General features: G+C 69.9%; 29 protein-coding genes and 1 other RNA gene. 9 read left to right on the plus strand and 21 right to left on the minus strand.

Translation table 11 applies throughout. The features are described 5' to 3' along the window. Window positions 1-154: 154 nt before the first annotated feature. From tolB to GGQ63_RS08265, 13 genes are all read right to left on the minus strand, one after another. Window positions 155-1534: a Tol-Pal system beta propeller repeat protein TolB gene (gene tolB, locus GGQ63_RS08205; protein ID WP_183854553.1), complete on the minus strand. Its 1380-nt coding sequence runs from the start codon at window positions 1532-1534 to the stop codon at window positions 155-157. A gap of 83 nt (window positions 1535-1617) precedes the next feature. Continuing rightward, entirely contained in the window at window positions 1618-2586 is a 969-nt protein-coding gene (locus GGQ63_RS08210) for a cell envelope biogenesis protein TolA (protein ID WP_183854555.1), read from the minus strand. Window positions 2587-2591: 5 nt separating this feature from the next. Then, window positions 2592-3038, minus strand: a complete 447-nt coding sequence (locus GGQ63_RS08215) for an ExbD/TolR family protein (RefSeq protein WP_183854556.1) — start codon at window positions 3036-3038, stop codon at window positions 2592-2594. Window position 3039: 1 nt separating this feature from the next. Next, complete coding sequence (tolQ, locus tag GGQ63_RS08220; RefSeq protein WP_183855390.1) at window positions 3040-3738, minus strand: protein TolQ; 699 nt, start codon at window positions 3736-3738, stop codon at window positions 3040-3042. 219 nt (window positions 3739-3957) lie between these two features. After that, window positions 3958-4407 (minus strand): tol-pal system-associated acyl-CoA thioesterase, encoded by a 450-nt coding sequence (gene ybgC / locus GGQ63_RS08225; RefSeq protein ID WP_343061114.1) that lies wholly within the window; start codon window positions 4405-4407, stop codon window positions 3958-3960. Window positions 4408-4414: 7 nt separating this feature from the next. Beyond that, on the minus strand, window positions 4415-4900 hold the full coding sequence (locus tag GGQ63_RS08230) for a DUF29 domain-containing protein (RefSeq protein ID WP_183854560.1): 486 nt from the start codon (window positions 4898-4900) through the stop codon (window positions 4415-4417). Window positions 4901-5078: 178 nt separating this feature from the next. Beyond that, window positions 5079-6113 (minus strand): Holliday junction branch migration DNA helicase RuvB, encoded by a 1035-nt coding sequence (ruvB, locus tag GGQ63_RS08235; RefSeq protein WP_183854562.1) that lies wholly within the window; start codon window positions 6111-6113, stop codon window positions 5079-5081. After that, a complete protein-coding gene (locus tag GGQ63_RS08240) occupies window positions 6110-6640 on the minus strand; it encodes a hypothetical protein (RefSeq protein WP_183854564.1) in 531 nt (176 codons plus the stop codon). Before GGQ63_RS08240 ends, ruvB begins: the two co-directional genes overlap by 4 nt. Beyond that, entirely contained in the window at window positions 6637-7254 is a 618-nt protein-coding gene (gene ruvA / locus GGQ63_RS08245; protein WP_183854566.1) for a Holliday junction branch migration protein RuvA, read from the minus strand. Before ruvA ends, GGQ63_RS08240 begins: the two co-directional genes overlap by 4 nt. Further along, window positions 7251-7667: a type II toxin-antitoxin system VapC family toxin gene (locus tag GGQ63_RS08250; protein ID WP_183854568.1), complete on the minus strand. Its 417-nt coding sequence runs from the start codon at window positions 7665-7667 to the stop codon at window positions 7251-7253. The genes ruvA and GGQ63_RS08250 overlap by 4 nt, the downstream gene beginning before the upstream one ends. Next, window positions 7660-7908: an AbrB/MazE/SpoVT family DNA-binding domain-containing protein gene (locus GGQ63_RS08255; protein WP_183854570.1), complete on the minus strand. Its 249-nt coding sequence runs from the start codon at window positions 7906-7908 to the stop codon at window positions 7660-7662. The genes GGQ63_RS08250 and GGQ63_RS08255 overlap by 8 nt, the downstream gene beginning before the upstream one ends. A 72-nt stretch (window positions 7909-7980) precedes the next feature. After that, window positions 7981-8490, minus strand: a complete 510-nt coding sequence (ruvC, locus tag GGQ63_RS08260; protein WP_183854572.1) for a crossover junction endodeoxyribonuclease RuvC — start codon at window positions 8488-8490, stop codon at window positions 7981-7983. Window positions 8491-8500: 10 nt separating this feature from the next. Further along, a complete protein-coding gene (locus GGQ63_RS08265) occupies window positions 8501-9451 on the minus strand; it encodes a DMT family transporter (protein WP_183854574.1) in 951 nt (316 codons plus the stop codon). 157 nt (window positions 9452-9608) lie between these two features. Between GGQ63_RS08265 and GGQ63_RS08270 the strand changes: the two genes are divergently transcribed. Next, window positions 9609-10085 (plus strand): Lrp/AsnC family transcriptional regulator, encoded by a 477-nt coding sequence (locus GGQ63_RS08270; protein WP_183854576.1) that lies wholly within the window; start codon window positions 9609-9611, stop codon window positions 10083-10085. On the opposite strand, the gene GGQ63_RS08275 is transcribed toward GGQ63_RS08270, so the two are convergent. The 8 genes from GGQ63_RS08275 to GGQ63_RS08310 form a co-directional block, all read right to left on the minus strand. Continuing rightward, on the minus strand, window positions 10072-10821 hold the full coding sequence (locus GGQ63_RS08275) for a YebC/PmpR family DNA-binding transcriptional regulator (RefSeq protein WP_183854578.1): 750 nt from the start codon (window positions 10819-10821) through the stop codon (window positions 10072-10074). The genes GGQ63_RS08270 and GGQ63_RS08275 overlap by 14 nt on opposite strands. 65 nt (window positions 10822-10886) lie before the next feature. After that, complete coding sequence (locus GGQ63_RS08280; RefSeq protein ID WP_183854580.1) at window positions 10887-12155, minus strand: tetratricopeptide repeat protein; 1269 nt, start codon at window positions 12153-12155, stop codon at window positions 10887-10889. Then, window positions 12152-12811 (minus strand): thiamine phosphate synthase, encoded by a 660-nt coding sequence (locus GGQ63_RS08285; protein ID WP_183854582.1) that lies wholly within the window; start codon window positions 12809-12811, stop codon window positions 12152-12154. The genes GGQ63_RS08280 and GGQ63_RS08285 overlap by 4 nt, the downstream gene beginning before the upstream one ends. Before the next feature lie 73 nt (window positions 12812-12884). Then, entirely contained in the window at window positions 12885-13712 is an 828-nt protein-coding gene (locus tag GGQ63_RS08290; protein ID WP_183854585.1) for a TIGR00282 family metallophosphoesterase, read from the minus strand. 4 nt (window positions 13713-13716) lie between these two features. Continuing rightward, complete coding sequence (locus tag GGQ63_RS08295) at window positions 13717-14331, minus strand: 5-formyltetrahydrofolate cyclo-ligase (protein ID WP_183854587.1); 615 nt, start codon at window positions 14329-14331, stop codon at window positions 13717-13719. A gap of 22 nt (window positions 14332-14353) precedes the next feature. Next, window positions 14354-14511, minus strand: a non-coding RNA gene (ssrS, locus tag GGQ63_RS08300) — 6S RNA. Between the two features lie 63 nt (window positions 14512-14574). Further along, on the minus strand, window positions 14575-14952 hold the full coding sequence (locus GGQ63_RS08305; RefSeq protein WP_183854589.1) for a cell division protein ZapA: 378 nt from the start codon (window positions 14950-14952) through the stop codon (window positions 14575-14577). Between the two features lie 12 nt (window positions 14953-14964). Next, window positions 14965-15240, minus strand: coding sequence for a DUF4164 domain-containing protein (locus GGQ63_RS08310; protein ID WP_183854591.1), 276 nt, complete (start codon window positions 15238-15240; stop codon window positions 14965-14967). 274 nt (window positions 15241-15514) lie between these two features. Between GGQ63_RS08310 and tkt the strand changes: the two genes are divergently transcribed. From tkt to GGQ63_RS08350, 8 genes are all read left to right on the plus strand, one after another. Continuing rightward, the gene (tkt, locus tag GGQ63_RS08315) at window positions 15515-17506 is read left to right on the plus strand and encodes a transketolase (protein WP_183854593.1); all 1992 of its coding nucleotides are present in this window, start codon (window positions 15515-15517) and stop codon (window positions 17504-17506) included. 64 nt (window positions 17507-17570) lie between these two features. Then, window positions 17571-18584, plus strand: a complete 1014-nt coding sequence (gene gap, locus GGQ63_RS08320) for a type I glyceraldehyde-3-phosphate dehydrogenase (RefSeq protein ID WP_183854595.1) — start codon at window positions 17571-17573, stop codon at window positions 18582-18584. Window positions 18585-18596: 12 nt separating this feature from the next. Beyond that, window positions 18597-18911: a hypothetical protein gene (locus GGQ63_RS08325; protein ID WP_183854597.1), complete on the plus strand. Its 315-nt coding sequence runs from the start codon at window positions 18597-18599 to the stop codon at window positions 18909-18911. 58 nt (window positions 18912-18969) lie between these two features. Further along, complete coding sequence (locus tag GGQ63_RS08330) at window positions 18970-19239, plus strand: hypothetical protein (RefSeq protein ID WP_183854599.1); 270 nt, start codon at window positions 18970-18972, stop codon at window positions 19237-19239. Beyond that, on the plus strand, window positions 19236-20432 hold the full coding sequence (locus tag GGQ63_RS08335) for a phosphoglycerate kinase (protein WP_183854601.1): 1197 nt from the start codon (window positions 19236-19238) through the stop codon (window positions 20430-20432). The genes GGQ63_RS08330 and GGQ63_RS08335 overlap by 4 nt, the downstream gene beginning before the upstream one ends. 155 nt (window positions 20433-20587) lie before the next feature. Next, the gene (locus GGQ63_RS08340; RefSeq protein ID WP_183854603.1) at window positions 20588-21619 is read left to right on the plus strand and encodes a class I fructose-bisphosphate aldolase; all 1032 of its coding nucleotides are present in this window, start codon (window positions 20588-20590) and stop codon (window positions 21617-21619) included. A gap of 175 nt (window positions 21620-21794) precedes the next feature. Beyond that, window positions 21795-22610, plus strand: coding sequence for an inositol monophosphatase family protein (locus tag GGQ63_RS08345; RefSeq protein WP_183854605.1), 816 nt, complete (start codon window positions 21795-21797; stop codon window positions 22608-22610). 102 nt (window positions 22611-22712) lie between these two features. Next, the gene (locus GGQ63_RS08350) at window positions 22713-23726 is read left to right on the plus strand and encodes a flagellar motor protein MotA (RefSeq protein ID WP_183854607.1); all 1014 of its coding nucleotides are present in this window, start codon (window positions 22713-22715) and stop codon (window positions 23724-23726) included. Window positions 23727-23729: the final 3 nt, after the last annotated feature.

Genomic DNA, 23729 nt, shown 5'->3' on the forward strand with positions numbered 1-23729 from the left:
GGTTGAGCGAAGGTTAACGGCTCTCCGCGACCCGCATCGGATCTGCGCCGCATGCCTTCAAAAGCGCGGAAAGCCGGCGGAATCGTGTCCCCGCCGGCACATTTCCGTGGCTTCCGCCGTGCGAGCGGCCTGTGCCAAATCGGGCCGCGCCCGTTCAGTTCATCAGCGGCGACCAGGCCGGATCGGAGGCGAAGGCCGGCGTCGGCACGCGGTATTCGTTGTAGCCGGTCAAGTCGACCGACCACAGCTGCGGGCCGCCATTCGGACCCGGCGTGTCGCGGAAGAACATCAGCACCCGGCCGTTCGGCGCCCAGGTCGGGCCTTCATTGTGGAAGCCCTCGGTCAGCACGCGCTCGCCCGAACCGTCCGGCTTCATCACGCCGATCGCGAACTTGCCCTGATACTGCCGGGTGAAGGCGATCAGGTCGCCGCGCGGCGACCAGACCGGTGTCGAATAGGTGCCCTCGCCGAAGGAGATGCGCTGCGGGTTCGAGCCGTCGGCGCCCATCACATAGATCTGCTGCGAGCCGCCGCGATCCGACGTGAAGGTGATGCGGGCGCCGTCGGGGGAATAGGACGGGCTGGTGTCGATCGCCGCCGTGTTGGTGAGCCGCGTGGTGCGGCGGGAGCGCAGGTCGAGGACGTAGATGTTGGCGTTGCCGCCGTCCTGCAGGCTCATCGCGACGCGTTGCCCATCCGGCGAGAAACGCGGGGCAAAGGTCATGCCGGGGAACTCGCCGACCACCTCGCGCTGCCCGGTCTCGATGTTGAGCAGATAGACCCGCGGCTGATCGGCCGTATAGGCCATGTAGGTGATTTCCTGCGAGGTCGGATTGAAGCGCGGCGTCAGCACGAGATCGTTGCCGCGGGTCAGATAGCGCGGATTGGCGCCGTCCTGATCCATGATGGCGAGGCGCTTGACCCGGCGGTCCTTGGGGCCGGACTCGTCGACGAAGACGATGCGGGTGTCGAAATAGCCCTTCTCGCCGGTCAGACGCTCATAGATCGCGTCGGAGATGATGTGGGCGATGCGGCGCCAGTTGTCCGGCGTCGTGAAGAATTGCTGGCCGGTCATCTGCTCGCCGGCGAAGACGTCCCAGAGCCGGAACTCGGCGCGCAGCCTGCCGTCCGGCTGGCGGATCACCGCGCCGGTGACGAGCGCCTGCGCGTCGATGACGCGCCAGTCCTGGAAGCGCGGCGTCTGGTCGGCGGAGGTGATGCGCTCGATGAAGGAGGCGGGATCGAGCGGCGCGAAGAGGCCGGAACGGCGCAGATTGGCCGAGATCACCTGCGAGATGTCGGCCGCGAGCTGGGCATCCTCGCCGCCGCCGCCGATGAAGGCGGGAATGGCGATCGGCAGCGGCTGGATGCTGCCCTGGGTGACGTCGAGCTCGATCAGCGCGAAGGCCGGCCGGCCGCCGGCCACCACCGAGAGGAGGGCGGCGACGAGGCAGAGCACGGCGGTGCGGAGCGCGCCGCGCCGGGCCGGCCGCCGCCTGGCGACGATCCCTCTCGCAAGGGCGGATGCGGTCATGGTGATGGCTCCTCGGATCCTGAAGCGCTCGATGAGGGAGGAATTGGGCGACAAGTGGACGCAGTCGGCCGCGTCCGTCAATCTCATCCCTGCGGCGAGAACCGCATCTGCACTTCGCTCCACTGGTCGTATTTCTCGGCGGGTAGCTGATAGGGGCCGCAGCGCATCACGGCGCGGATGGCGCTTTCGGCGGAAACCTGGCCGTACTGGCTGGCCGGGAACTCGATCACCTGCGGCGTGCCGTTCACCGAACCGTCCTCGTTGAGGCGGAAGCGGATGACGACGGTCACCTCGCGCGGGTCGGTCCAGCCGATCGGCACGTTCCAGCAGCGCTGCACCTGCGAACGCAGCGCGTCGAGTTCGCTCTGCGACAGGCGGGCGGACGGATTGACCGCCTCCGACGCGCCGAAGCTCGCCGGCTGGTCGGAGCGCGCGGTCGAGCCGGTCGGCTCGCGCTTGTCGAGCAGGGCCGCGATCCGGTCCGGGTCGAAGGCGTCGTCCTTGGTCTCGGGCGCCTGCTGCTGCGGCGTGCGGGGGCGCTCGATCTCTTTCGGCTTCTCGGCGACCTCGGCCGGCCGCGGCGGGCGCGGCTTGACGCGCGGCTTCGGTGCCGGGGTCTGCGGCTTCGGTGCCTCGGCGGCCTCGGTCGGCGCGGGTTCGGGCGTCGGCTCCGGCGGGGGCGGCTCGGGCGGCGGTTCGGCCTTGGGCGGCTCGGGTTTGGGCGGTTCCGGCGTCGGCTCGGGCTCGGGTGGCGGAGGCGGCGGCTCCGCGGCGGGCGGAGGCGGCGGGGGGGTGGGACGCTGGGAGGGCTTCGGCGCGGGGGTCGATTTTTCGGCCTCCTTCGGCGTCGGGTCGTTCGGCGCCGGCTTCTCCTTCACCTCGGCCGTCTTCTTGCCCTTGTCGAGGCTCGTCACCTCGTCGATCGGCACCACCGATACCGGAATGGCTTCGATCTGCGAGGCGTCGAGCGGCTTCGTCCCCTGGAAGGAGACGAGGCCCCAGACGACCAGGAGCACATGGCCGGCTACCGAGGTGACCAATCCGGCGCGCATCGGCGTCAGCCGTCCGAACCGACCGTGACGAGGCCCAGATTGCGGTATCCGGCGCCCGAAATGGCACCCATCACCTTCATCACCGTGCCGTAGACGGCGTCGGTGTCGCCGCGCACGAAGATCCGCTCGTCATAGCCGGTCTTGGCGATCGCCTCGAGTTTCGGCACCACTTCGTCGACCGGAACCTCGGTCTCCTGGATGAAGACGCGGCCGTCCTTGTCGATGGTGATCGAGATCGGATCCTTGTCCGCCGAGAGCGGCTTCGCCGAACTCTCCGGCAGGGTGATCGGCACGCCGGCGGTCAGAAGCGGCGCCGACACCATGAAGATGATCAAGAGCACGAGGATCACGTCGACGAAGGGGGTGACGTTGATCTCGCTCATCACATTGGCGCGGCGCCGGCGGCGGCCGGAGCGGCCGCCCCTGCCGCCGCCCATCGTGGCGGCTCCCATGTCAGGCCCTTTCGTCGATCTGGCGGGACAGGATGGCGGAGAACTCGTCGGCGAAGCCCTCCATGCGTCCGGCGATCTTCGAGGAGGCGCTCGACAGCTTGTTGTAGGCGATGACCGCGGGAATGGCGGCGAGGAGGCCGAGCGCCGTCGCCATCAGCGCCTCCGCAATGCCGGGCGCCACCACCGCGAGCGAGGTGTTCTTCGAGGCCGCGATCGCCTGGAAGGATGTCATGATGCCCCAAACCGTACCGAACAGGCCGATGAACGGGCCGGCGGAGCCGACGGTGGCGAGGAAGAGCAGCCGGCTTTCGAGCCGCTCGGTCTCGCGCGCGATCGTCACGTCGAGCACCTTGTCGATCCGGGTCTGCAGACCGATCGGCGAGCGGGCACCGGTCTCGAAGGAGCGCTTCCATTCCCGCATCGCGGCGACGAAGATGGCGGCGAGCGCGCTGCCCGGCCGGTTGGCGAGCGAGCGGTAGAGATCCTCGAGCGACTGGCCGGACCAGAACACCTTCTCGAAACGGTCCATCTGGCGCTTGACGCGGCTGTAGAGCAGCGACTTGTCGACGATGATCGCCCAGCTCCAGACCGAGGCGACGATCAGCCCGATCATCACGAGCTTCACGACGATGTGCGCCTGCATGAACAGGGACATGAAGGACAGCGACCCGGCGGGCGCATCCAGCGCCGCCTGGCCCAATGCGACCGGATCCATGCGCGTCAGACCTCTTCGACTTCGTCCCCGCCATGGCGGCCCGTGGGCCGAGCCAGCAGGCGGCTCCCCATGCAAACGCCGGGCCGGCGGATGGTGTAGGCCGGTGAATTCGCCTTCAAATTTGTCGAATTGAGGGCTCGTCCGGCGGTTTCCCGCGATGCAGCACGACGCCCGGTTTATAGGTCTGTTAGGGTTGACCGATGGTTAATGCGCTGCGGCCGCCAGCCGCTCGGCGAGGGCCTTCGGCACCCGGCGCGGCCGGCCGTCGCGGCCGACGAGCACCACGGTGACAGCCGCCTCGATCAGCACCGTGTCGTCGCGGAGGATGCGCTGTGCCACCTCCATCCGCGCGCCCGTGATCGCCGCAGGCCGCGTCTCGACGAGGATCACGTCGTCGATGCGGGCCGGGCGCAGATAGTCGAGCGTCATCCGGCGGACGACGAAGGCGAGCGGCTCGCCATGGGCACCGGCATCGAGATCGGAATGGTGGATGCCGAGGACGCGCAGGAAGTCGGTTCGCCCCCGCTCGAGGAAGCGCAGATAGGAGGCGTGATAGACGATGCCGGTGAAGTCCGTGTCCTCGAAATAGATGCGGACCGGCAGGCGATGCAGGCCATCGGCGAGACGGCCGGAGGCGGGGAGGTCGGAGGTCACGGGAGTGTCAGAGGTCGCCGGGAAGGAAATCGGGATCGACGAGCTGGTCGAAGGTGAAGGGAAGGCTCGCGGGGAAGAGCGCCCGATCGAGGCCGGTTTCCGCGGCGGCAATCGCGACGGCATCTTCGAAGGCGAGATCCATGGCCTCGCGAAGGAACGGCCCGAGACTGGGGTTCTCGCGAACATGCCGCGCGATCCGCCGTCTCTGCTCGACGATCGTCCCAAGCCAGCTTCTGGAGCGGCGTTTCGGCTGAAACTGCCATTTCAGCAGGTGCGTGATCAGAACGGTGAGCCGATTGACGAGCTCGCGTCTTTCCCCCCGGCCCAAGCTTTCGATCTCCTCGAGGATGTTGGGAAGATCCAGCTCGCCGACCCGCCCCGCGCGGATCAGCGCCGCCTGAGTCTCGGTCCAGGCGTGAAAGTCGGATTCGTAGAGACCTTCGTTTCGCAGGTCCGGGCTTTGCACGTCCGGCTTCCGGTGCGCCGTCGCCATGAGGCTCTCCCGATGTGTGGCCGAGCGATGCCGGAGGGGCGGGGTCCGTCCTCGCCGGCCGGGCTTGCCGCCGTCGCGTCAATGTAGCGATCCGACCGCGGCGGGCCAACCGCAACCTTGCCGGCGGGTCGGCCGGCGCGCCGTCGAGCGGTGCTGGCCGATCGGGCCGGGCCGCGTCTCACGTCTCGTCGTCGAACAGCGGCAGCGGCGTGCCGGCGCCGGGCGGCACGGCGAGGCCGAGATGGCGGAAGGCGTGCGGCGTCAGCACCCGGCCGCGCGGCGTGCGCTGCACGAAGCCCTGCTGGATCAGGAAGGGCTCGACGATCTCCTCGATCGCGTCGCGCGGTTCGGAGAGCGCCGCCGCGATCGTTTCGATGCCGACGGGGCCGCCGCCGAAGGAGAGCGCGATCGTCTCGAGATAGCGCCGGTCGAGCGAATCGAGGCCGATCGAATCGACCTCGAGCCGGCTGAGCGCCCGGTCGGCGACCGCTCGCGTCACCGTGCCGTCCCCCTCGACGACGGCGAAGTCGCGCACCCGGCGCAGCAGGCGGCCGGCGATGCGCGGCGTGCCGCGGGAGCGGCGGGCGATCTCGGCCGCGCCGTCCGGCGTCATGCCGATGCCGAGAATACGGGCACCGCGGCCGACGATGTGTTCGAGCTCGTCGACCGTGTAGAATTGCAGCCGAACCGGGATGCCGAAGCGGTCGCGCAGCGGCGTCGTCAGCAGCCCGAGGCGAGTGGTCGCGCCGACCAGCGTGAACTTGGCGAGGTCGATGCGCACCGAGCGTGCCGCGGGACCCTCGCCGATGATCAGGTCGAGCTGAAAATCCTCCATCGCCGGATAGAGGATCTCCTCGACCGCCGGATTGAGGCGGTGGATCTCGTCGATGAAGAGAACGTCGCGCTCCTCGAGATTGGTGAGCAGCGCCGCGAGATCGCCGGCCTTGGCGATCACCGGCCCCGAGGTGGCGCGGAAATTGACGCCGAGCTCGCGCGCGACGATCTGCGCGAGCGTCGTCTTGCCGAGGCCGGGCGGGCCGACGAAGAGGACGTGGTCGAGCGCCTCCGTGCGGGCGCGCGCCGCCTCGATGAAGACGGACAGATTGGCGCGCGCCTGCGCCTGGCCGACGAAATCGCCGAGCACCTGCGGCCGCAGCGAGCGATCCTCGTCGTCGGTGCGCTTCTCGGAGGAGACGAGACGGGGCGGGGTCATCGGCGCGCCTCGGCGGTGCGGGCGAGCCGGGCGGCGCGGCCGATGCCGCCGGTCAGCAGCCAGCAGAAGAACGTCGCGATGGTCGAGCCGGCGACGATGCCGATCGCGAGGTCGTGCAGGGCGGGGTCGCCGCCGAGATCGGCGACGCCGAAGGCGATCACCAGCCCGATGAAGAGGCCGGTGGCGAGCGTGAAGACGAGGCCCGCACCGCCACCCCACAGCCGCTTGAGGCCGATGGCGAGGCCGGCGAGAAGCGCCGGCACCACGCCGAGGGGATAGGCCATCCACCAGCTCGCGGCGAGCACCACGATGATCGCCGCGACGTGTTCGGGCTCCGACATGCCGTTCGAAAGGCCGAGAAACAGCGCGACGATGATCACCAATCCGCCGATCGGCGGGCCGAGAAGAGCAAACACCGCGAGCGTGACGAGGAAGCCGAGCAGCGAGGGGGGACGCACCGGCGGCGGGCCGGGCGGCCCGGCCGGGTCGCGTTCGGGCGGCAGGGCGGCAGGTGGGGTCGCGCTCATCGCGCCAGTTCCTTGAGGCCGAGGCGGATCAGCGTCTCGGTCGTCGCGTCCTCGCCGGCCGATTTCGCAGCGGCGGCAACGGCCGCGCCCGCCTGGACCTGCGGATAGCCGAGATTGACGAGCGCCGACACCGCATCGGCAACCGGCCGCGGCGCGCGCGCCTCGGCGAGATCGGCCTGCAGCGACACGACGGCCGGATCGGCACCGGTGAAGGCGGGCGCCTTGTCGCGCAGTTCGGCGACGATGCGGCCGGCGACCTTCGGTCCGACGCCCGGCGCGCGGGCGATCTGCGCCTTGTCCTGGAGGGCGATCGCCGAGGCGAGCTCGGCGGGCTTCAGCACGCCCAGCACGCCGAGCGCCACCTTGGCACCGACGCCCTGCACGGTCATGAGAAGGCGGAACCACTCGCGTTCGGTATCGGTGGCGAAGCCGTAGAGGCGGATCATGTCCTCCCGGACATAGGTCTCGATCGACAACGCCGCCGCCTCGCCGGGGCGGGGCAGCGCCTGCAGCGTGCGGGTCGAGCAATGCACGAGATAGCCGACGCCCTGCACGTCGAGGACGACATGGTCGTCGCCATAGGAATCGATCACGCCCTTGAGCTTGCCGATCACGAGAGGGGCTCCGGGGAAATGATCGCGACGGTCGGGAAATAGCGGGCGTAATAGCCCCGGTCGCGGGTCAGGAGACGATAGCCGCGCGTCGCCGCATGCGCGCCGATGAAGAAATCGGGCAAGGGCGATGTCCGCGCGCCGCCGTTGCGACGATACTGCACATAGGCCACGCCGGCCGCGAAGGCGGCGTCCCGCGAGAGATGTTCGCGCCGGAAGCCCGGCTGATCGAGCATCTCGTCGAGTTCATCGCGGCTGCGGTATTTTCCAGCGAGTTCGGAGTAGACCACCGGATTGACGACCAGCCAGCCGACATCGGCCGCCTTGGCAAGGCTGAGGCGCGACCATTCGAACCAGGACGGATCGCGCCCCACTACATCGAGCAAGATGTTGGTGTCGACGAGCGTGTCAGTCATCGCCGCGGAGCAGCTTCATGAGCTCGTCGGTCGAGAGATCCCGATTGGCGGTGGCGGTCCCGGCGATCGCCGCAACGAGACGCTCCCCGCGCGTCGGACCCGGCTTCTCGCCCGGCGGACCCGGGTGGAGCACGATCTTGCCGTCCTCGAAGGTGAAATGGACCTCGTCGCCGGGGCGCAGGTCGGCGCGTTCCCGGATCTCCTCGGGGATCGTGACCTCACCCTTCGATGTCATGCGCATGGCGGTCTCCCGAAGTCGCACCGAGCGCCCCAGACCTAGAACAATTGGGAAACATCGGCAAGCGAGGGCCGTTCAGCGCATCAGCGCCGCGAGCCGGGCCGGCGCCGATTGGCGGTGGTGGGCGTGGGTGATGGCGATGGCGAGCGCGTCGGCCGCGTCGTCGGTGTCGAACTCGGCGCGCGGCAGCAGGACGCGGACCATCAGCCGGATCTGGCCCTTCTCGGCGTGACCGGCGCCGACGATCGCCTTCTTGACCGCATTGGGGGCATATTCCGCCACGGCGAGGCCGGCCTGCGCCGGCACGAGCAGGGCGATGCCGCGGGCATGGCCGAGCTTCAGCGTGGCGCCGGCGTCCTTGTTGACGAAGGTCTGCTCGACCGCCGCCTCGTCGGGGGCGTAGGACCGGACCACTTCCGTGATGCCGGCGTGGAGGGCGACCAAGCGGTGCGCCAGTTCGCCGTCGAGCGGCGCCTTCACGGTGCCCGCGGCGACGAAGGAGAGCGAATTGCCGCGGCATTCGACGAGGCCCCAGCCGGTGCGCCTGAGGCCGGGGTCGAGGCCGAGAATGCGAATCGTGTCCATCCTCGATGGCTTAGGCCGCGGCGCCCCGCTTGGGAAGCGCCGTGCCGCGGCGGCCGAGCGCGCCGCTCGCCAGGCCGACCCCGACCACCGCCGCGCCGATGCCGATGACGGCGAGGGCGCTCGGCCATTCGCCGATCAAGGGCACGGCGAAGAGTGCGGCGAGCGCCGGGGCGAGGGCGGAGAAGGCGGCCGCCCGGGTCGCGCCGAGCCGGCGGACGGCATGGCCATAGGCGACGAGGCCGAGGAGGCCGGAGAGAAGGGTCTGGCTGACGAACTGCGCTAAGAGGAGGCCGGGCGCGGCGGCGAGGATCGGGCCGACGCCTTCATAGGCCGCGAGCGGCAGGAGGAGGAGGGCCGACCAGAAGGCGACGATGCCGGCCGCAGCGAGCGGGGGCAGACCCGAGCGCCGCAGCGCCAGCGTATAGACCGCCCACAGCGCCGCGCCGAGCGGCAGCAGCAGCCGGCCGTAGCCGGCACCGGCGGCGACGGCGCCGCCGCCGATCAGCGCCATGGCGAGGAAGATCAGCACGAAGCCGCCGAGCCGGTCCGCCGACAGCCGCTCGCCGAAGAAAAGGGCGGCGAAGAGGGCGACGAAGAGCGGCATCGTGCCGGGCAGCAGCACGCCCACCTCGGCCGCCGGCGCATAGCCGGTTCCCGCGGCGACGATGAGGAAGAAGGGCGCGCCGGAGCCGAGCACCATCAGCGCCAGCGTCGTCTTCGGCACGGATTTCGGCAGCGGACCGAACCGGCCCCAGGCGGGCAGCAGGATCAGCGCGGGGAGGCCGAAGCGCATCAGGCCGAGCCAGCCGAGCGGCAATCCACCGACGGAGGCGGCGCGCATGCCGACGATCCACAGCGCCCAGATCGACACCGTGACGAGCGCGGCGGCGATGCCGAGAAGCACCGGTGCGGCGGGCGCCGCGGGCGCGGCTGTGGAGAGGGCGGGGTGGGTCGCGGCCATGGCGGGAACCTCAGGGATCGAACCGATCCTAGGCCGGAGGCGCGGCGCAGGTCCTTGCGTATTCCGCTCGACGCAAGGGCGTTCGCGCAATACCGTGCCTCCGAATGGCGGTTGCGAGGCGGCTTCTGCCGCTCTCCCCGCCAACCCGGGGGATGAGATGGCGCGCATCGAGCTCGATCCGATCGACCTGCGCATCCTGCGGGCGCTGCAGCGCGACGCGCGGATCGCCAATGTCGATCTCGCCGAGGAGGTCGGCCTGTCGGCGTCGCCCTGCCTGCGGCGGGTCAGGCGTCTCGAGGAGGCCGGCGTGATCGCCGGCTATCGCGCGGTGATCGACCGCGCCGCGCTCGGCCTGTCCTTGACCGTCTTTGTCGCGATCAAGGTCGGCAAGCACAATCGCGAGAACGCCGTCGGCCTGCAGGAGGCGCTCGCCGCGCTGCCGGAGGTCGTCGCCTGCCACATGCTCTCGGGCGAGGCGGATTTCCAGGCCGAGGTCGTCGTCGACGACCTCGCCGCCTATGAGCGCTTCCTCACCGACAAGCTGCTCGTGCTGCCGATGGTCGAGGACATCCGCTCGAATTTCGCCATCCGGACGGTGAAGTCGGACTCGCCGCTTCCGGTCAGGCGGCCGTGAGCTTCTGCAGCACTTCGTCCGACACCTCGAAATTGGTGTAGACGGCCTGGACGTCGTCGTCCTCTTCGAGATTGTCGATCAATTTCAGGAGGCTCGCCGCCTTTTCCTCGTCGACGGGAACGAGGTTCTGCGGCCGCCAGATCGCCTTCACCTGCTCGGCCTCGCCGAGCGTCTCCTCGAGCGCCTTCGACACTTCGCCGATCGCCTCGAAGCCGGTGGTGATGACGTGGCCCTCGGCGTCGCTGACGACGTCGTCGGCACCGGCCTCGATCGCCGCGTCGAGCACCTTGTCGGCCGAGCCGGCGCCGGGCTTGTAGGTGATCTGGCCGACATGGTCGAACATGAAGGAGACCGAGCCGGTTTCGCCGAGGGCGCCGCCCGCTTTGGTGAAATAGGACCGGACCGCGCTCGCCGTGCGGTTGCGGTTGTCGGTCAGCGCCTCGACGACGACGGCGACGCCGCCGGGGCCATAGCCCTCGTAGCGGATCTCGTCATAGTTCTCGGTGTCGTTGCCGATCGCCTTCTTGATGGCGCGCTCGACATTGTCCTTCGGCATGTTCTCGGCGCGGGCGTTCTGGATGGCGAGCCGCAGACGCGCGTTCATCTTCGGGTCGGGCAGACCCATCTTCGCGGCCACGGTGATCTCGCGGGCGAGCTTGGCGAAGATCTTGGAGCGCTTGGCGTCGACCGCACCCTTGCGGTGCATGATGTTCTTGAACTGTGAATGTCCGGCCATGGTCTCTTCGGTCCGTCTCGGATCTGTCGCCCGCTTATAGGCAAGCGCCCCGGCGAAGGGAAGGCTCAGCCCCCGGCCGGCCAGCGCTCGGCGGCAAGGTTCGCCTTGTCCCGCTCGTTCTGCGGCAGGCCGGCGACGAACTGGTCGAGCCAGGCGTCGGGCGCGCCGGCGCGGACCGCGAGCATGTGCCATTTCGCGGCCTCGACCGGATCGGCCGGCACGCCGCGGCCGGCGGCGAGGAGCCGTGCATAACGGTTCTGCGCGACCGGATTGCCGGCCCGCGCGGCCCGCCGGAACCAGCCGGCCGCGGCCTCCGGATCGGCCGCGGTTCCCTTGCCGTTGAAGAGCCGGATCGCATATTCGACCATCGCCGGCACATGGCCGGCCTTCGCCGCGCGGGCGAGCCGTTCGGTCGCGGCGGCCTGGTCCTGCGGCACGCCATTGCCGTTCATCGAGAGCTGGGCGAGCGCATAGTCCGCCTCGGCGTTGCCGAGATCGGCGGCGCGGGTCAGGAGATCGACGACCTTCGCCATATCGTGCGGCCGGATCTGCCCTTCGAGATGGAGCAAAGCGAGATTGTAGAGCGCTTCCGGCCGGTTCTGCTTGGCGGCGAGCTCGAAGGCACGGGCCGCCTTCTCGCGGTCCTTCGGCACGCCGCGGCCGTCGAGATAGAGGAGGCCCATGGCGAGCTGGGCGGCGGGGTCGCCCTGCCGGGCCGCCTGCGCATACCAGGACGCGGCAGCCTCGTTGTTCCGCTTCACGCCGAGCCCTTGTTCATAGAGCAGGCCGAGGAGCGTCTGCGCCGCGGGATCGCCCTGCTGCGCCCGGCCGAGCGCGAGCTGGAAGGCGGTGAGATAATAGCCGCGCTGATAGGCGCCGAAGGCGAGGTCCGGTTCGGCCCCGGCGAGCGCCGCTGCCGCGGCCGCGAAGGCTTCGGCATCGGGCAGCCTGCCGGCGGTCGGCGGCGGCACCGTCGGGCGTTCGGCAGGCTGGAAGACGGGCGCAGGCGGTGTGCCGGATCCGGGCGGGGCGGACGCCGCTCCGGCCGAAGAGGCGGCGGAGCGGGAACTTTCCCTCGGCACCGCGGGCGCTGCCGGGGCCGGCACGGGGATGGTCGACACCGGCGCCGGTTCGGCCCGGGGCGCGCCGGCGGGCGCTGCCGGCGCGACTGCGGCTGCCGGCGCAGCGGGCGCGGACGGAGGAGCGGGCGGATCGGTGGCGATCGGGATATGGGTCTCGCCGACCGCCGTGCCTTCATCGAAGGCCTGCGCACCGGCGGATACCGGCAGCGTCGCCGTCACAGCGGCGAGGCAGAGGGCGGCGGCGCGCCTCATCCCGCAGTCTCGGGCTGATGCGCGGCGATCGTCCGGATCGCCTCGGCGACCGCCGCGGCGGGACCTTCGGCGTGCTCCCAGACGGCGCGGCGCAGCGCCACGAATTCGATCCGCGCCTCGACCGCCTCGGCGACCGATCCGATGGTCGCACCGCCCATCACGATCGCCGGGATTTCGAAGAGCGCCGACCACCACGCGGCGAGATCGAAGCTCTTCGGGTGGATCGCCGGGCCGGTGTCCCCGTCGAGCCGGCCGAAGAAGAGATAGTCGGGATCCGCCTCGCCGATCTCCATCGCCTGATGACGCGTGGTGATGCCGGCCGCGCCGACGATCCGCTCCGGCCGCAGCGATTCGATCGCGAGCTTCAGGTCGGCGAGGCCGCTGCCGATCTGCACGCCGTCCGCCCCCGTGCGGCCGACGAGGCGGGTATCGTCCGGCAGGATCACCGCGGCGCCGTGCCGCTGCGCGATCGGCACGATGCGGGCCGCCGCGGCCTGCAGGTCGGCCGGGGCGGCGAGATCGGGCGCGACGATGAGCGATGCGACATCGCCGGCGCCGAGCGCGGCATCGAGCGCCGGCAGGAAGGCGTCGAGGTCCGCGCGCGGCGGCGTGACGAGGACGAGGCGTCCGAAAGGGGTCGGTGCGGTTTTGGCCATGGCTGTTCTCGGGCGCGATCGGGCGCACAGCCTTATGGCGAAAGGAGGACGGCGGGAAGGGGAGGGGCGCGCCTCAGGCGGGCTCCCAGGCCTGCGGCCAGCTTTCAGAGAGCACGCCGCCGAGCCGCACCGGCGCGACCATCACAGCGAGGCCGGTCCTCTCGTCGACATCGACCGCGAGGCCGCACAGCGTCGGCGGGCCCATCGCCGGGGCGAAGCGGGCGGAGGGGATCTTGGTGACGAAGCGGCGGATCGGCTCGTCCTTCTCCATGCCGAGCACGGATTCGTAGTCGCCGCACATGCCGGCATCGGACTGATAGGCGGTGCCACCCGGCAGGATGCGGTGATCGGAGGTCGGCACGTGGGTGTGCGTGCCGACGACCACCGTGGCCCGGCCGTCGACATAGGCGGCGAAGGCCTGTTTCTCGCTCGTCGCCTCGGCGTGGAAATCGATCAGCACCGCGTCCGCCTGTTCGCCGAGGGGGCAGGCGGCGAGCTCCCGGTCGATCGCCGCGAAGGGATCGTCGAGCTGGTCCATGAACACCCGGCCCATCGCGTTGACGACGAGGACGCGGGCGCCGTTGCGGGCGGGGTAGAGAAAGGCGCCGCGGCCGGGCGTACCAGGCGGATAATTGACGGGGCGCAGGAAACGGTCCTGCCGGGCCGCGAAGACGAGCGCCTCCTTCTGGTCGAAGGCGTGGTTGCCGGTGGTGATCACGTCGGCGCCGGCGTCGAGCGTCTGCTGCACGATCTCCTCGGTTATGCCGAAGCCGCCGGCCGCGTTCTCGCCGTTGACGACGACGAAATCGAGCCGCCAGCGCTCGACGAGGCCGGGCAGGCGCTCGACCACGACATTGCGACCGGCGCGGCCGACCATGTCGCCGAGAAAGAGCAGTCGCAAGGGATCACGCCTCCGTCATTCGTCCCGAACCCGCCGGCACGATCACGCCATCCTCGGTGACGATCGCGTCGAGCGGGATGTCGTGCGGCTCGGCCGGAATCTTGTCGACCGCCTGCGCCGCGAAGGCAAGGCCGACCAGGAAGGGCCGATGCGCCGCGGCGTGGAAGGCGGCGATCGCCCGGTCGTAATGGCCCTTGCCATAGCCGATGCGGAAGCCGCTCCCGTCGAAGGCGGCGAGCGGCACGAGGAGCGCATCCGGTCGCGCCTCGGCGGCGCCCGCCGGAGGGCCGAGCGTGCCGAAGCCGGCCGGCACCAGCCGCTCGCCCTCGTCCCACAGGCGGAACCGCATCGTCTCGGCATCGACGAGCACGGGCAGGGCGATCGACGCGCCGCCCGCCCGCAGTGCAGCGACGAGCGGTCCGGGATCGAGTTCGCTGCGGATCGGGTGATAGGCGGAGACGGTCGCTGCCCCGGCGAGCGGGGCGAGTGCGAGCGCGTGCCGCACCACGGCGGCGGCGGCGGCAGCGCGATGGCCGGCATCGAGCCGGTCGCGCCGGCCGAGCGCGGCGATGCGCAAGGCCTGCTTCCGCGCGGCGGGCGTCGCGGCGACCGCCGTCATCGCGGAGCGGGAGAGAGGGGTTGGCGAAGCCACCTCGGCCGATGGAGCGATCGATCCCGGGAACCTACAGCGTAGGTGGGCGCCGTTTGCCCGAGCCCACGGGCTCGGTCAGGAACAGCTCCCGTTCGGATCGATAAGGCCCCGGGGATAGTGATGTCCTGTCGCACCGCGCAGCCTCGCCGGGAACGAATATAGGGGACCGGCGCGGCGATGGCGAGAGGCGAAGGCGTTCGTCCCCCGCCTTCAGTCGAGCGCCCGCGGCACGGCGAGCGACAGCCGCTGGGCGAGACCCTCGAGGCGCTGCGCGGCACTGTCGACGGCCCGCGCGACCGCCGTCTCGGCGTCCTCATAGCGGGTGGCGATGGCCACCTTGGTGTCGTTGACGCCGGCGATCTCGGTCTCCAGCCGGCGGATGCGCCGCTGCGCCTCGGCGAGCTCGTCGCTCAGCGTGATCGCCGCCATCACGGTGAGCCGCTGGTCGCCGATTTCGCCGAAGGCCTGACGGAGCTGGTCGATCGTGCCGTCGACGCGCCGGGCGAGCGCCTCGAGATGGTGTTCCTGGCCGTCGTCGCAGGCCATGCGGTAGATCTTGCCGTTGATGGTGACGCTCACCTGGGCCATCGGCGGCTCTCCTCAGCCCTCGTGCTTCTCGATCACGCCGCGGATCGTCTCCATCGCCGTGACGAGCCGGCGCGACACGTCCTTGTTGGCGTCTTCGAGGCGGACCGAGCGGGCTTCGGCCGAATCGACCGCCTGGGCGAGACGCGAACGGTCGAGCCCGAGCTTCTGCAGCTCGCTCTCCAGCTCATCGATCTTGCGGCCGGCATCGATGCGGCTCTCGACGGCCGCCTCGAGCAGGTCGAGGGCGCCGGTGAGCCGGCGGAGCGCATTGTCGATCGGCGACGTCATGCCTCCCTCTCGCCATGCGCCAAACGGGTCCGCCGGGCGGGACTCGTCCCGCGGGGCGCGAGGGCGACATTAGGCGGCCGGCCGAGAGCCCGTCAATGCCGGGCCGGGGGCCGCAACCGGCGCGTTCGGGCGGGCTCCGAATTGACAGGGGCAGGCGACCTGATAAAGGTCGCCTGCCTTTTCCGCCAACCGGGCGGCGGGAGAAACCGGAACATCAACAGAGCCGGTCGCGGCCCCTCGGATGGCGGGCGGCTCCGGCTTCGGAAGGGCCGCGATGACAGAACCTCTCGACCACCACCGCATGGCCAACGCCATCCGTGCGCTCGCCATGGACGCGGTGCAGAAGGCGAATTCCGGCCATCCCGGCATGCCGATGGGCATGGCCGACGTCGCCACGGTGCTGTTCACCCGCTTCATGAAATACGATGTCGCCGAGCCCCGCTGGGCCGACCGCGACCGCTTCATCCTGTCGGCCGGCCACGGCTCGATGCTGCTCTACTCGGTCCTGCATCTGCTCGGCTCGGAAGAGCTGCCGATCGAGCAGTTGAAGGCGTTCCGCCAGCTCGATTCGAAGACGCCGGGCCATCCGGAGAACTTCCTGACGAAGGGCGTCGAGACGACCACCGGCCCGCTCGGCCAGGGCCTCGCCATGTCGGTCGGCTTCGCGCTCGCCGAGCGCATGCTCGCCGCCGAGTTCGGCGAGGAGATCGTCGACCATTACACCTATGTCATCGCCGGTGACGGTTGCCTGATGGAAGGCGTCAGCCACGAGGCGATCGACCTCGCCGGGCATCTCAGGCTCGCGAAGCTGATCGTTCTCTTCGACGACAACGGCATCACCATCGACGGCCATACCGATCTGTCGACTTCGGTCGACCAGGTGGCGCGGTTCCAGGCATCGGGATGGCACGCCGAGCGGGTCGACGGGCTCGACCCCGAGGCGGTCGCCGCGGCGATCGAGCGGGCGCGCGCCTCCGACCGGCCGTCGATGATCGCGTGCAAGACGGTGATCGGCTATGGCGCGCCGACCAAGGCCGACAGCCATTCCGCGCACGGCTCGCCGCTCGGCGATCAGGAGATCGCCGGTGCCCGCGAACGGCTCGGCTGGGCCTATCCGCCGTTCGAGATCCCGGACGACGTCTACGCCGCCTGGCGTGCCCCGCAGGCGCGCAGCGTCGCGGCGCGGCAGGCCTGGCAGGAGCGGCTCGCCGCTCTTCCCGCCGAGAAGCGCGCCGAGTTCGAGCGCCGGATGAGCGGCGCGCTGCCGGAGGGGCTCGATGCGGCCGTCGTCGCGGCGAAGCAGGCGCTCGCCGAGGCGAAGCCGAAGGTCGCGACCCGCAAGGCCTCCGAGAACGCGCTCGAGGTGCTGACCAAGGTGGTGCCCGAGCTCGCCGGCGGCTCGGCCGACCTGACGCCCTCCAACAATACGAAGACCAAGGCGCAGAAGGACGTCGTCCCGGGCGACTATTCGGGCCGCTACATCCGCTACGGCATCCGCGAGTTCGGCATGTCGGCGGCGATGAACGGGATTACCCAGCATGGCGGGCTGATCCCCTATGGCGGCACGTTCATGACCTTCACGGACTATGCCCGTCCGGCGATCCGCCTCTCCGCGCTGATGCACAACCGCGTCATCTACGTGATGACGCACGATTCGATCGGCCTCGGCGAAGACGGACCGACCCATCAGCCGGTCGAGCATCTCGCCGCGCTGCGGGCGATGCCGAACCTCCTCGTGATGCGGCCGGCCGATTCGGTCGAGACGCTCGAATGCTGGCAGATCGCGCTCGAGAGCCCGCACCGGCCGTCGATCCTCGCCCTGTCGCGGCAGAATCTGCCGGCGGTGCGCACCGAGCATGTCGCCGAGAACCTTTCGGCGAGGGGCGCCTATGTGCTCGCCGGCCCGGCCGAGGCGGAGGTGACGCTGTTCGCTACCGGCTCGGAGATCGAGATCGCGATCGCCGCGAAGGCGCTCGTCGAGGCGGAGGGCTATTCCGCCCGTGTCGTCTCGGTGCCGTCCTTCGAGCTGTTCTTCGAGCAGGACGAGGCCTATCGCGCCTCGATCCTCGAGGGCTCGAAGGTCCGCGTGGCGATCGAGGCGGCGGTCGGATTCGGCTGGGAGCGGCTGATCGGCGAGGACGGTGTCTTCATCGGCATGAAGAGCTTCGGCGCCAGCGCGCCGGCCGAGGCCCTCTACAAGCATTTCGGCATCACCGCCGAGGCGGCGGCGGACGCCGCGCTCACCCGGCTGAAGGCCAACCGGTAGGATTTCGAGGCCGGCGTTCCGGCCGCATTCGAGGCGCATCGGCGCCCGCGAAGGAGATGGCAAGATGGCTGTGAAGGTCGCAATCAACGGCTTCGGCCGTATCGGGCGCAACGTCCTGCGTGCGATCGTCGAGTCCGGCCGGACCGACATCGAGGTGGTGGCGATCAACGATCTCGGCCCGGTCGAGACCAATGCCCACCTGCTGCGCTACGATTCGATCCACGGCAAGTTCCCGGCCGAAGTGAAGGTCGAGGGCGACGCGATCTCCATCAATGGCGGCGCGCCGATCAAGGTCACCGCGATCAAGGATCCCGCCACCCTGCCGCACGGCGCGATGGGCGTCGACATCGCGCTCGAATGCACCGGCATCTTCACCGCGCGCGACAAGGCGGCGGCGCATCTGACCGCGGGTGCCAAGCGCGTGCTCGTCTCGGCGCCGTCGGACGGCGCCGACCTGACGGTCGTCTACGGCGTCAACCACGACAAGCTGTCGAAGGACCATCTCGTCATCTCGAACGCCTCCTGCACGACGAACTGCCTCGTGCCGGTCGTGAAGGTGCTCAACGATGCGATCGGCATCGATCACGGCTTCATGACGACGATCCACTCCTACACCAACGATCAGCCCTCCCTCGACCAGATGCACAAGGATCTCTACCGCGCCCGCGCCGCGGCGCTGTCGATGATCCCGACCTCGACGGGTGCGGCGAAGGCGGTCGGCCTCGTCCTGCCGGAACTGAAGGGCAAGCTCGACGGCACCTCCATCCGCGTGCCGACGCCGAACGTCTCGGTCGTGGACTTCAAGTTCGTGGCGAAGCGCGCCACCTCGAAGGACGAGGTCAACGCCGCGATCAAGGCCGCAGCGAGCGAAGGCCCGCTGAAGGGGATTCTCGGCTACACCGAGGAGCCGCTCGTCTCGCGCGACTTCAACCACGACGCCCATTCCTCGATTTTCGCGATCGACCAGACCAAGGTGCTCGAAGGGACCTTCGTGCGCATCCTGACCTGGTACGACAATGAATGGGGCTTCTCGAACCGGATGAGCGACACCGCCGTCGCTTTCGCCGCGACGATCTGAGGCGAGGACGCGGTGGGCGACCTGCGCATCCGCGGAACCGACGAGGAGGGCGCCCGACGACTGGCGCGGCTCGTCGTCGAGCGGGCGCCGGGTCTCGCCTGCGGCGCCTGCGGCGGCCGGGAGTTCGCCATTCTGGAGCAGCCGGACGCCGGACTGCGCACGTGGCTTCGCCGCGAGGGACAACCCTTCGCGGCGATCGACACCAAGATCAGCCAGCCACTCGTCACGCTGGTGTGCATCACCTGCGGTCATCTCGAACAGTTCGCCGAGGCGACGCTCGAGGGTGCGGACGCTTCGCTCTATGGCGAGGTGATCGCCCATGAGTAACGTTGTAGAGTTCCCCGGAGAACGACAGCCGCCGGATGGTGGTGGACCGGGGAATCCCATGCTTGAGGAACGGGTCGCTCGACTGGAAGACGCGGTGGGGCGCATGGAGAATATCATGCGCTCGGCGGAGCTTTCGCTCGCCGAGATCAAGGCCGAGCTTCGTCAGGCACCAAAGGCCGCCGATTACGCCGGGTTGAAGGCGGAGATCGCCGAGATGCGGGGGCATCTCCGCACGCTTCCGACCTGGTGGATGCTCATCATTGCTGTGATCGCGACCTGGGGTGCCGGGTCGGCGATCGTCTTCGCTCTGACACGGACCGTGCCATGACCTTCAAGACCCTCGACACCGCCGACCTCAAGGGCAAGCGGGTGCTTGTCCGCGTCGATCTGAACGTGCCGGTGAAGGACGGCGTCGTCACCGACGACACCCGCATCCGGGCGGTGCTGCCGACCATCCGCGAGATCGTCGAGAAGGACGGCAAGGCGATCCTGCTCGCCCATTTCGGCCGGCCGAAGGGCGAGCGCGTCAAGGAGATGTCGCTCGCGCCCGTCGTTCCGGCGCTCGAGACGCTGCTCGGCAAGCGGGTCGCCTTCGCCAATGACTGCATCGGCCACGACGCCGCCGACGCGATCGCCAAGATGGCGCCGGGCGACGTGCTGCTGCTCGAGAACACCCGCTTCCACAAGGGCGAGGAGAAGAACGATCCGATCTTCGCCGCGCAGCTCGCCGAGCTCGGCGATGTCTATGTCGACGACGCCTTCTCCGCCGCGCATCGCGCGCACGCCTCGACCGAAGGCCTCGCCCACCATCTGCCCTCCTATGCCGGCCGCTCGATGCAGGCCGAGCTCGAGGCGCTCGACAAGGCGCTCGGCAGCCCGAAGCGGCCGGTGATCGCGGTCGTCGGCGGCGCCAAGGTGTCCTCGAAGATCGACCTCCTCGAAAACCTCGTCACCAAGGTCCAGGCTCTCGTCATCGGCGGCGGCATGGCCAACACCTTTCTGCACGCGCAGGGCTACAATGTCGGCAAGTCGCTCTGCGAGAAGGATCTCGCCGACACCGCCCGCCGCATCCTCGCCGCTGCGGAGCGCGCCGGCTGCGCCGTCATCCTGCCGGTCGACGCGGTCGTCGCCTGGCATTTCGAGGCGAATGCGCCGCATCGCACCTATGGCGTCGAGGCCGTCCCGGAGGACGGCATGATCCTCGATGCCGGCGAACTGTCGATCGACCGCGTCCGCGCCGCGATCGACGATGCCGCGACGCTCGTCTGGAACGGCCCGCTCGGCGCGTTCGAACTCACCCCCTTCGACCGGGCGACGGTCGCCGCGGCCCGCCATGCGGCCGAGCGGACGAAGGCCGGCAAGCTGCTCTCGGTCGCCGGCGGCGGCGACACGGTGGCGGCTCTCAACCAGGCCGGCGCGGCCGACGACTTCAGCTACATCTCGACGGCGGGCGGCGCCTTCCTCGAATGGCTGGAAGGCAAGGCGCTGCCGGGGGTCGAGGTGCTGAAGAAGAGCACCTAGACGGCGCGCCTTTCGCCGCGGCTCCGTCCGAACCAAAATTCGGACGGAAAAATAAAGTCAAGGCAGGCACTTAATCGGTTTGAGGGTGTTGTGTTCGGCCGCTGCTTGCGCTGCATTGCAGCAGCCACGGTACAGCCGAGAGGAGCCGAGACGCCATGACCGAGACCCTTCAGGACATCGCGCGCCGCATGGTCGCGCGGGGCAAGGGCATCCTCGCCGCGGACGAGAGCTCGGGCACGATCAAGAAGCGCTTCGACACGATCGGCCTCGCCTCGACCGCCGACAGCCGGCGCGACTACCGCGAGATGTTGTTCCGCGCCGATACGGCGATGCGGGAGCACATTTCGGGCGTCATCCTCTATGACGAGACGATCCGCCAGTCGGCACGGGACGGCACGCCCCTCGTCGAGATCATCAAGGCGGCCGGCTCGATCCCCGGCATCAAGGTCGACGCGGGCGCGAAGCCGCTCGCCGGCTACCCGGGCGAGACGATCACCGAAGGGCTCGACGGGCTGCGCGAGCGGCTCGCGGAGTATTACGCGCTCGGTGCCCGCTTCGCGAAATGGCGCGGCGTGATCGCGATCGGCGAGGGCAAGCCGACCGATTACGCGATCGTCGCGAATGCCGACGCGCTCGCCCGCTATGCCGCGCTCTGTCAGGAAGCCGGCATCGTGCCGATCGTCGAGCCGGAAGTGCTGATGGACGGCGAAGAGGCGACGCACGACATCGACCGCTGCGCCGCCGTGACCCGCACGACGCTGCACGCCGTCTTCGCCGCGCTCGATGCCGCCAGGGTCGATCTGACCGGCATCATCCTGAAGCCGAACATGGTGATCGCCGGCAAGGACTGTCCGAACCAGGCGAGCGCCGCCGAAGTCGCCGAGAAGACGCTCGTCGTCCTGAAGCAGACCGTGCCGACCGCGGTGCCCGGCATCGCCTTCCTCTCGGGCGGCCAGAGCGACGAGGCGGCGACCGAGCACCTGTCGCTGATGAACGCCGCCGGGCCCCTGCCCTGGGCGCTCACCTTCTCCTACGGCCGCGCCCTGCAGGCGGCGGCCATCAAGGCCTGGGGCGGCAAGCCGGAGAACGTCGCCGCCGGCCAGCGCGCCTTCCTGCACCGCGCCCGGATGAACGGTCTCGCCGCGGGCGGCGCCTGGACGCCGGAGCTGGAGCGCGAGGCGGCCTGAGCCGGAGCGCGGCCGGGCTGGTTCCGGCCGCATTCCTCGGGCGCGGCGTCGTGCCGCGCGGTGATGCGATACGGGTGGGGAAGGCGCGGCTGACGCTCCGATCGGAGGCGGCGCTTGCATCCTCGGCGCATTCGTGCTCCGAAGGCCGCCTTTCGCCCGATCAGGATCCGTATCGATGGCCCGTTCCGCTCTCCTCAACGTGATGGTTGCCGCCGCGATGAAGGCCGGCCGCACGCTGGCGCGCGATTTCGGCGAAGTCGAAAACCTGCAGGTGTCGCGAAAAGGGCCGGGCGACTTCGTCTCCGCCGCCGACAAGAAGGCGGAACAGACCCTCATCGCCGAATTGTCGCGCGCCCGGCCGGGCTATGGCTTCCTCTGCGAGGAGACCGGCGCGGTCGAAGGGCCGGACAAGAGCCATCGCTGGATCATCGATCCGCTCGACGGCACCACCAATTTCCTGCACGGCATCCCGATCTTCGCGATCTCGATCGCGCTCGAGCGGGAGGGGCAGATCGTCGCGGGTGTGGTGTTCAACCCGGTGATGAACGAGCTCTTCCTCGCCGAGAAGGGCGGCGGCGCCTTCATGAACGACCGGCGCCTGCGCGTCGCGGTCCGCAGCGAATTGCCCGACGCGCTGATCGGCACCGGCATTCCCTTCGTCGGCCATGGCGAGCACGGCAAATATCTGCGCACCCTCGCCGCGGTGATGGCGGAAGTGGCGGGAGTCCGCCGCGCCGGCGCCGCGGCGCTCGATCTCGCCTGGACCGCGGCCGGCCGTTTCGACGGATTCTGGGAGACCGGGCTGCATCCCTGGGACATCGCCGCAGGTCTTCTGATCCTGCGGGAGGCGGGCGGTTTCGTCACCGATATGGTGGGCGGCGACAGCATGCTGACCTCGGGCGAGGTGGTCGCCGGCAATGAGGCGATCCAGCGCCAGCTGCTCGCCCTCCTCCAGCGCGCTACGCCGCCGGCTGCCGCCCGCGCGAGTTGAGGCGCCGCCGCGCCGGCGCCCCATTTGGCGGTTTCTTTCGCCCGGCAAATCACGCTAGACACGAGGGTGTGCGAAGCATGAAGCCTCAGGCGGCGGCCATCCATGGTGCGTGACTACGACCCCTACAAGCTCGCGACGCCGACCGCCTATCTGGTCCGCATGGTGATCTTCCTGATCATCGCGGGCTTCGTCGCGCTGATCCTCTACCGGCAGATCTACCAGAGCTTCCTCGCCAATCCGGCGCTCAACAGCGTGATTCTCGCGACGCTCGCGATCGGTATCGCGCTCGCCTTCCGGCAGGTCGTCCGCATCTATCCGGAGGTGCGCTGGGTGAACGGCTTCCGGCATGCCGAGGGACCCGCCGATCCCGATCGGGCGCCGGTGCTGCTCGCGCCGATGGCGGCGATTCTCGGCGACCGGCTCGGCCGGGTCGCGGTGTCGACGCAGACGATGCGCTCGATCCTCGATTCGATCTCGGCCCGGCTCGACGAGGACCGCGACACCTCGCGCTATCTGACGGGCCTTCTCGTCTTCCTCGGCCTGCTCGGCACGTTCTGGGGCCTGTTGCAGACCGTCGGCGCCGTCGCCGAGGCGATCCGCACCCTGAATGTCGGCTCCGGCGATACCGGCGTCATCTTCGAGGATCTGAAGGCCGGCCTGCAGGCGCCGCTGTCCGGCATGGGCACGGCCTTCTCGTCCTCGCTCTTCGGCCTCGCCGGCTCACTGATCCTCGGCTTCCTCGATCTCCAGGCCGGCCAGGCGCAGAACAAGTTCTACACCGCGCTCGAAGACTGGCTCTCCACCGTCACCGATCTCGATCCCGCGGCGATCGCCGGCGGCGCCGAGGGCGGCACGAGCGGCGAGGAGCTGCGCATCGCGATCGAGCGTCTGGCGCTCGCCGTGCAGGAAAACAGCGCCGGCGCCGGCGGCTCGACGCAGCGCGCCACCACCGCCATGGCCAATCTCGCCGAGGGCATACAGGGCCTCGTGCAGCACATGCGGTCCGAGCAGCAGGTGGTGCGCGGCTGGGTGGAGGCGCAGGCCGAGCAGCAGCGCGAGACGCAGAAGCTGCTCGAGACGCTCGCAAGAGCCCTGAAGACCTCGGCGGGGGAATAGCGC

The organism is Prosthecomicrobium pneumaticum (assembly GCF_014199915.1).
GTDB classification, from domain to species: Bacteria; Pseudomonadota; Alphaproteobacteria; order Rhizobiales; family Kaistiaceae; genus Prosthecomicrobium; species Prosthecomicrobium pneumaticum.

What these genes read in the sequence shown, in the direction of transcription:
- tolB (WP_183854553.1), bottom strand. Translation starts at nt 1,534, where the DNA reads ATGACCGCATCCGCCCTTGCGAGAGGGATCGTCGCCAGGCGGCGGCCG.
- GGQ63_RS08210 (WP_183854555.1), bottom strand. Translation starts at nt 2,586, where the DNA reads ATGCGCGCCGGATTGGTCACCTCGGTAGCCGGCCATGTGCTCCTGGTC.
- GGQ63_RS08215 (WP_183854556.1), bottom strand. Translation starts at nt 3,038, where the DNA reads ATGGGAGCCGCCACGATGGGCGGCGGCAGGGGCGGCCGCTCCGGCCGC.
- GGQ63_RS08230 (WP_183854560.1), bottom strand. Translation starts at nt 4,900, where the DNA reads ATGGCGACGGCGCACCGGAAGCCGGACGTGCAAAGCCCGGACCTGCGA.
- ruvB (WP_183854562.1), bottom strand. Translation starts at nt 6,113, where the DNA reads ATGACCCCGCCCCGTCTCGTCTCCTCCGAGAAGCGCACCGACGACGAG.
- GGQ63_RS08240 (WP_183854564.1), bottom strand. Translation starts at nt 6,640, where the DNA reads ATGAGCGCGACCCCACCTGCCGCCCTGCCGCCCGAACGCGACCCGGCC.
- GGQ63_RS08250 (WP_183854568.1), bottom strand. Translation starts at nt 7,667, where the DNA reads ATGACTGACACGCTCGTCGACACCAACATCTTGCTCGATGTAGTGGGG.
- GGQ63_RS08255 (WP_183854570.1), bottom strand. Translation starts at nt 7,908, where the DNA reads ATGCGCATGACATCGAAGGGTGAGGTCACGATCCCCGAGGAGATCCGG.
- ruvC (WP_183854572.1), bottom strand. Translation starts at nt 8,490, where the DNA reads ATGGACACGATTCGCATTCTCGGCCTCGACCCCGGCCTCAGGCGCACC.
- GGQ63_RS08265 (WP_183854574.1), bottom strand. Translation starts at nt 9,451, where the DNA reads ATGGCCGCGACCCACCCCGCCCTCTCCACAGCCGCGCCCGCGGCGCCC.
- GGQ63_RS08270 (WP_183854576.1), top strand. Translation starts at nt 9,609, where the DNA reads ATGGCGCGCATCGAGCTCGATCCGATCGACCTGCGCATCCTGCGGGCG.
- GGQ63_RS08275 (WP_183854578.1), bottom strand. Translation starts at nt 10,821, where the DNA reads ATGGCCGGACATTCACAGTTCAAGAACATCATGCACCGCAAGGGTGCG.
- GGQ63_RS08280 (WP_183854580.1), bottom strand. Translation starts at nt 12,155, where the DNA reads ATGAGGCGCGCCGCCGCCCTCTGCCTCGCCGCTGTGACGGCGACGCTG.
- GGQ63_RS08285 (WP_183854582.1), bottom strand. Translation starts at nt 12,811, where the DNA reads ATGGCCAAAACCGCACCGACCCCTTTCGGACGCCTCGTCCTCGTCACG.
- GGQ63_RS08295 (WP_183854587.1), bottom strand. Translation starts at nt 14,331, where the DNA reads ATGACGGCGGTCGCCGCGACGCCCGCCGCGCGGAAGCAGGCCTTGCGC.
- GGQ63_RS08305 (WP_183854589.1), bottom strand. Translation starts at nt 14,952, where the DNA reads ATGGCCCAGGTGAGCGTCACCATCAACGGCAAGATCTACCGCATGGCC.
- GGQ63_RS08310 (WP_183854591.1), bottom strand. Translation starts at nt 15,240, where the DNA reads ATGACGTCGCCGATCGACAATGCGCTCCGCCGGCTCACCGGCGCCCTC.
- tkt (WP_183854593.1), top strand. Translation starts at nt 15,515, where the DNA reads ATGACAGAACCTCTCGACCACCACCGCATGGCCAACGCCATCCGTGCG.
- gap (WP_183854595.1), top strand. Translation starts at nt 17,571, where the DNA reads ATGGCTGTGAAGGTCGCAATCAACGGCTTCGGCCGTATCGGGCGCAAC.
- GGQ63_RS08330 (WP_183854599.1), top strand. Translation starts at nt 18,970, where the DNA reads ATGCTTGAGGAACGGGTCGCTCGACTGGAAGACGCGGTGGGGCGCATG.
- GGQ63_RS08335 (WP_183854601.1), top strand. Translation starts at nt 19,236, where the DNA reads ATGACCTTCAAGACCCTCGACACCGCCGACCTCAAGGGCAAGCGGGTG.
- GGQ63_RS08340 (WP_183854603.1), top strand. Translation starts at nt 20,588, where the DNA reads ATGACCGAGACCCTTCAGGACATCGCGCGCCGCATGGTCGCGCGGGGC.
- GGQ63_RS08345 (WP_183854605.1), top strand. Translation starts at nt 21,795, where the DNA reads ATGGCCCGTTCCGCTCTCCTCAACGTGATGGTTGCCGCCGCGATGAAG.
- GGQ63_RS08350 (WP_183854607.1), top strand. Translation starts at nt 22,713, where the DNA reads ATGGTGCGTGACTACGACCCCTACAAGCTCGCGACGCCGACCGCCTAT.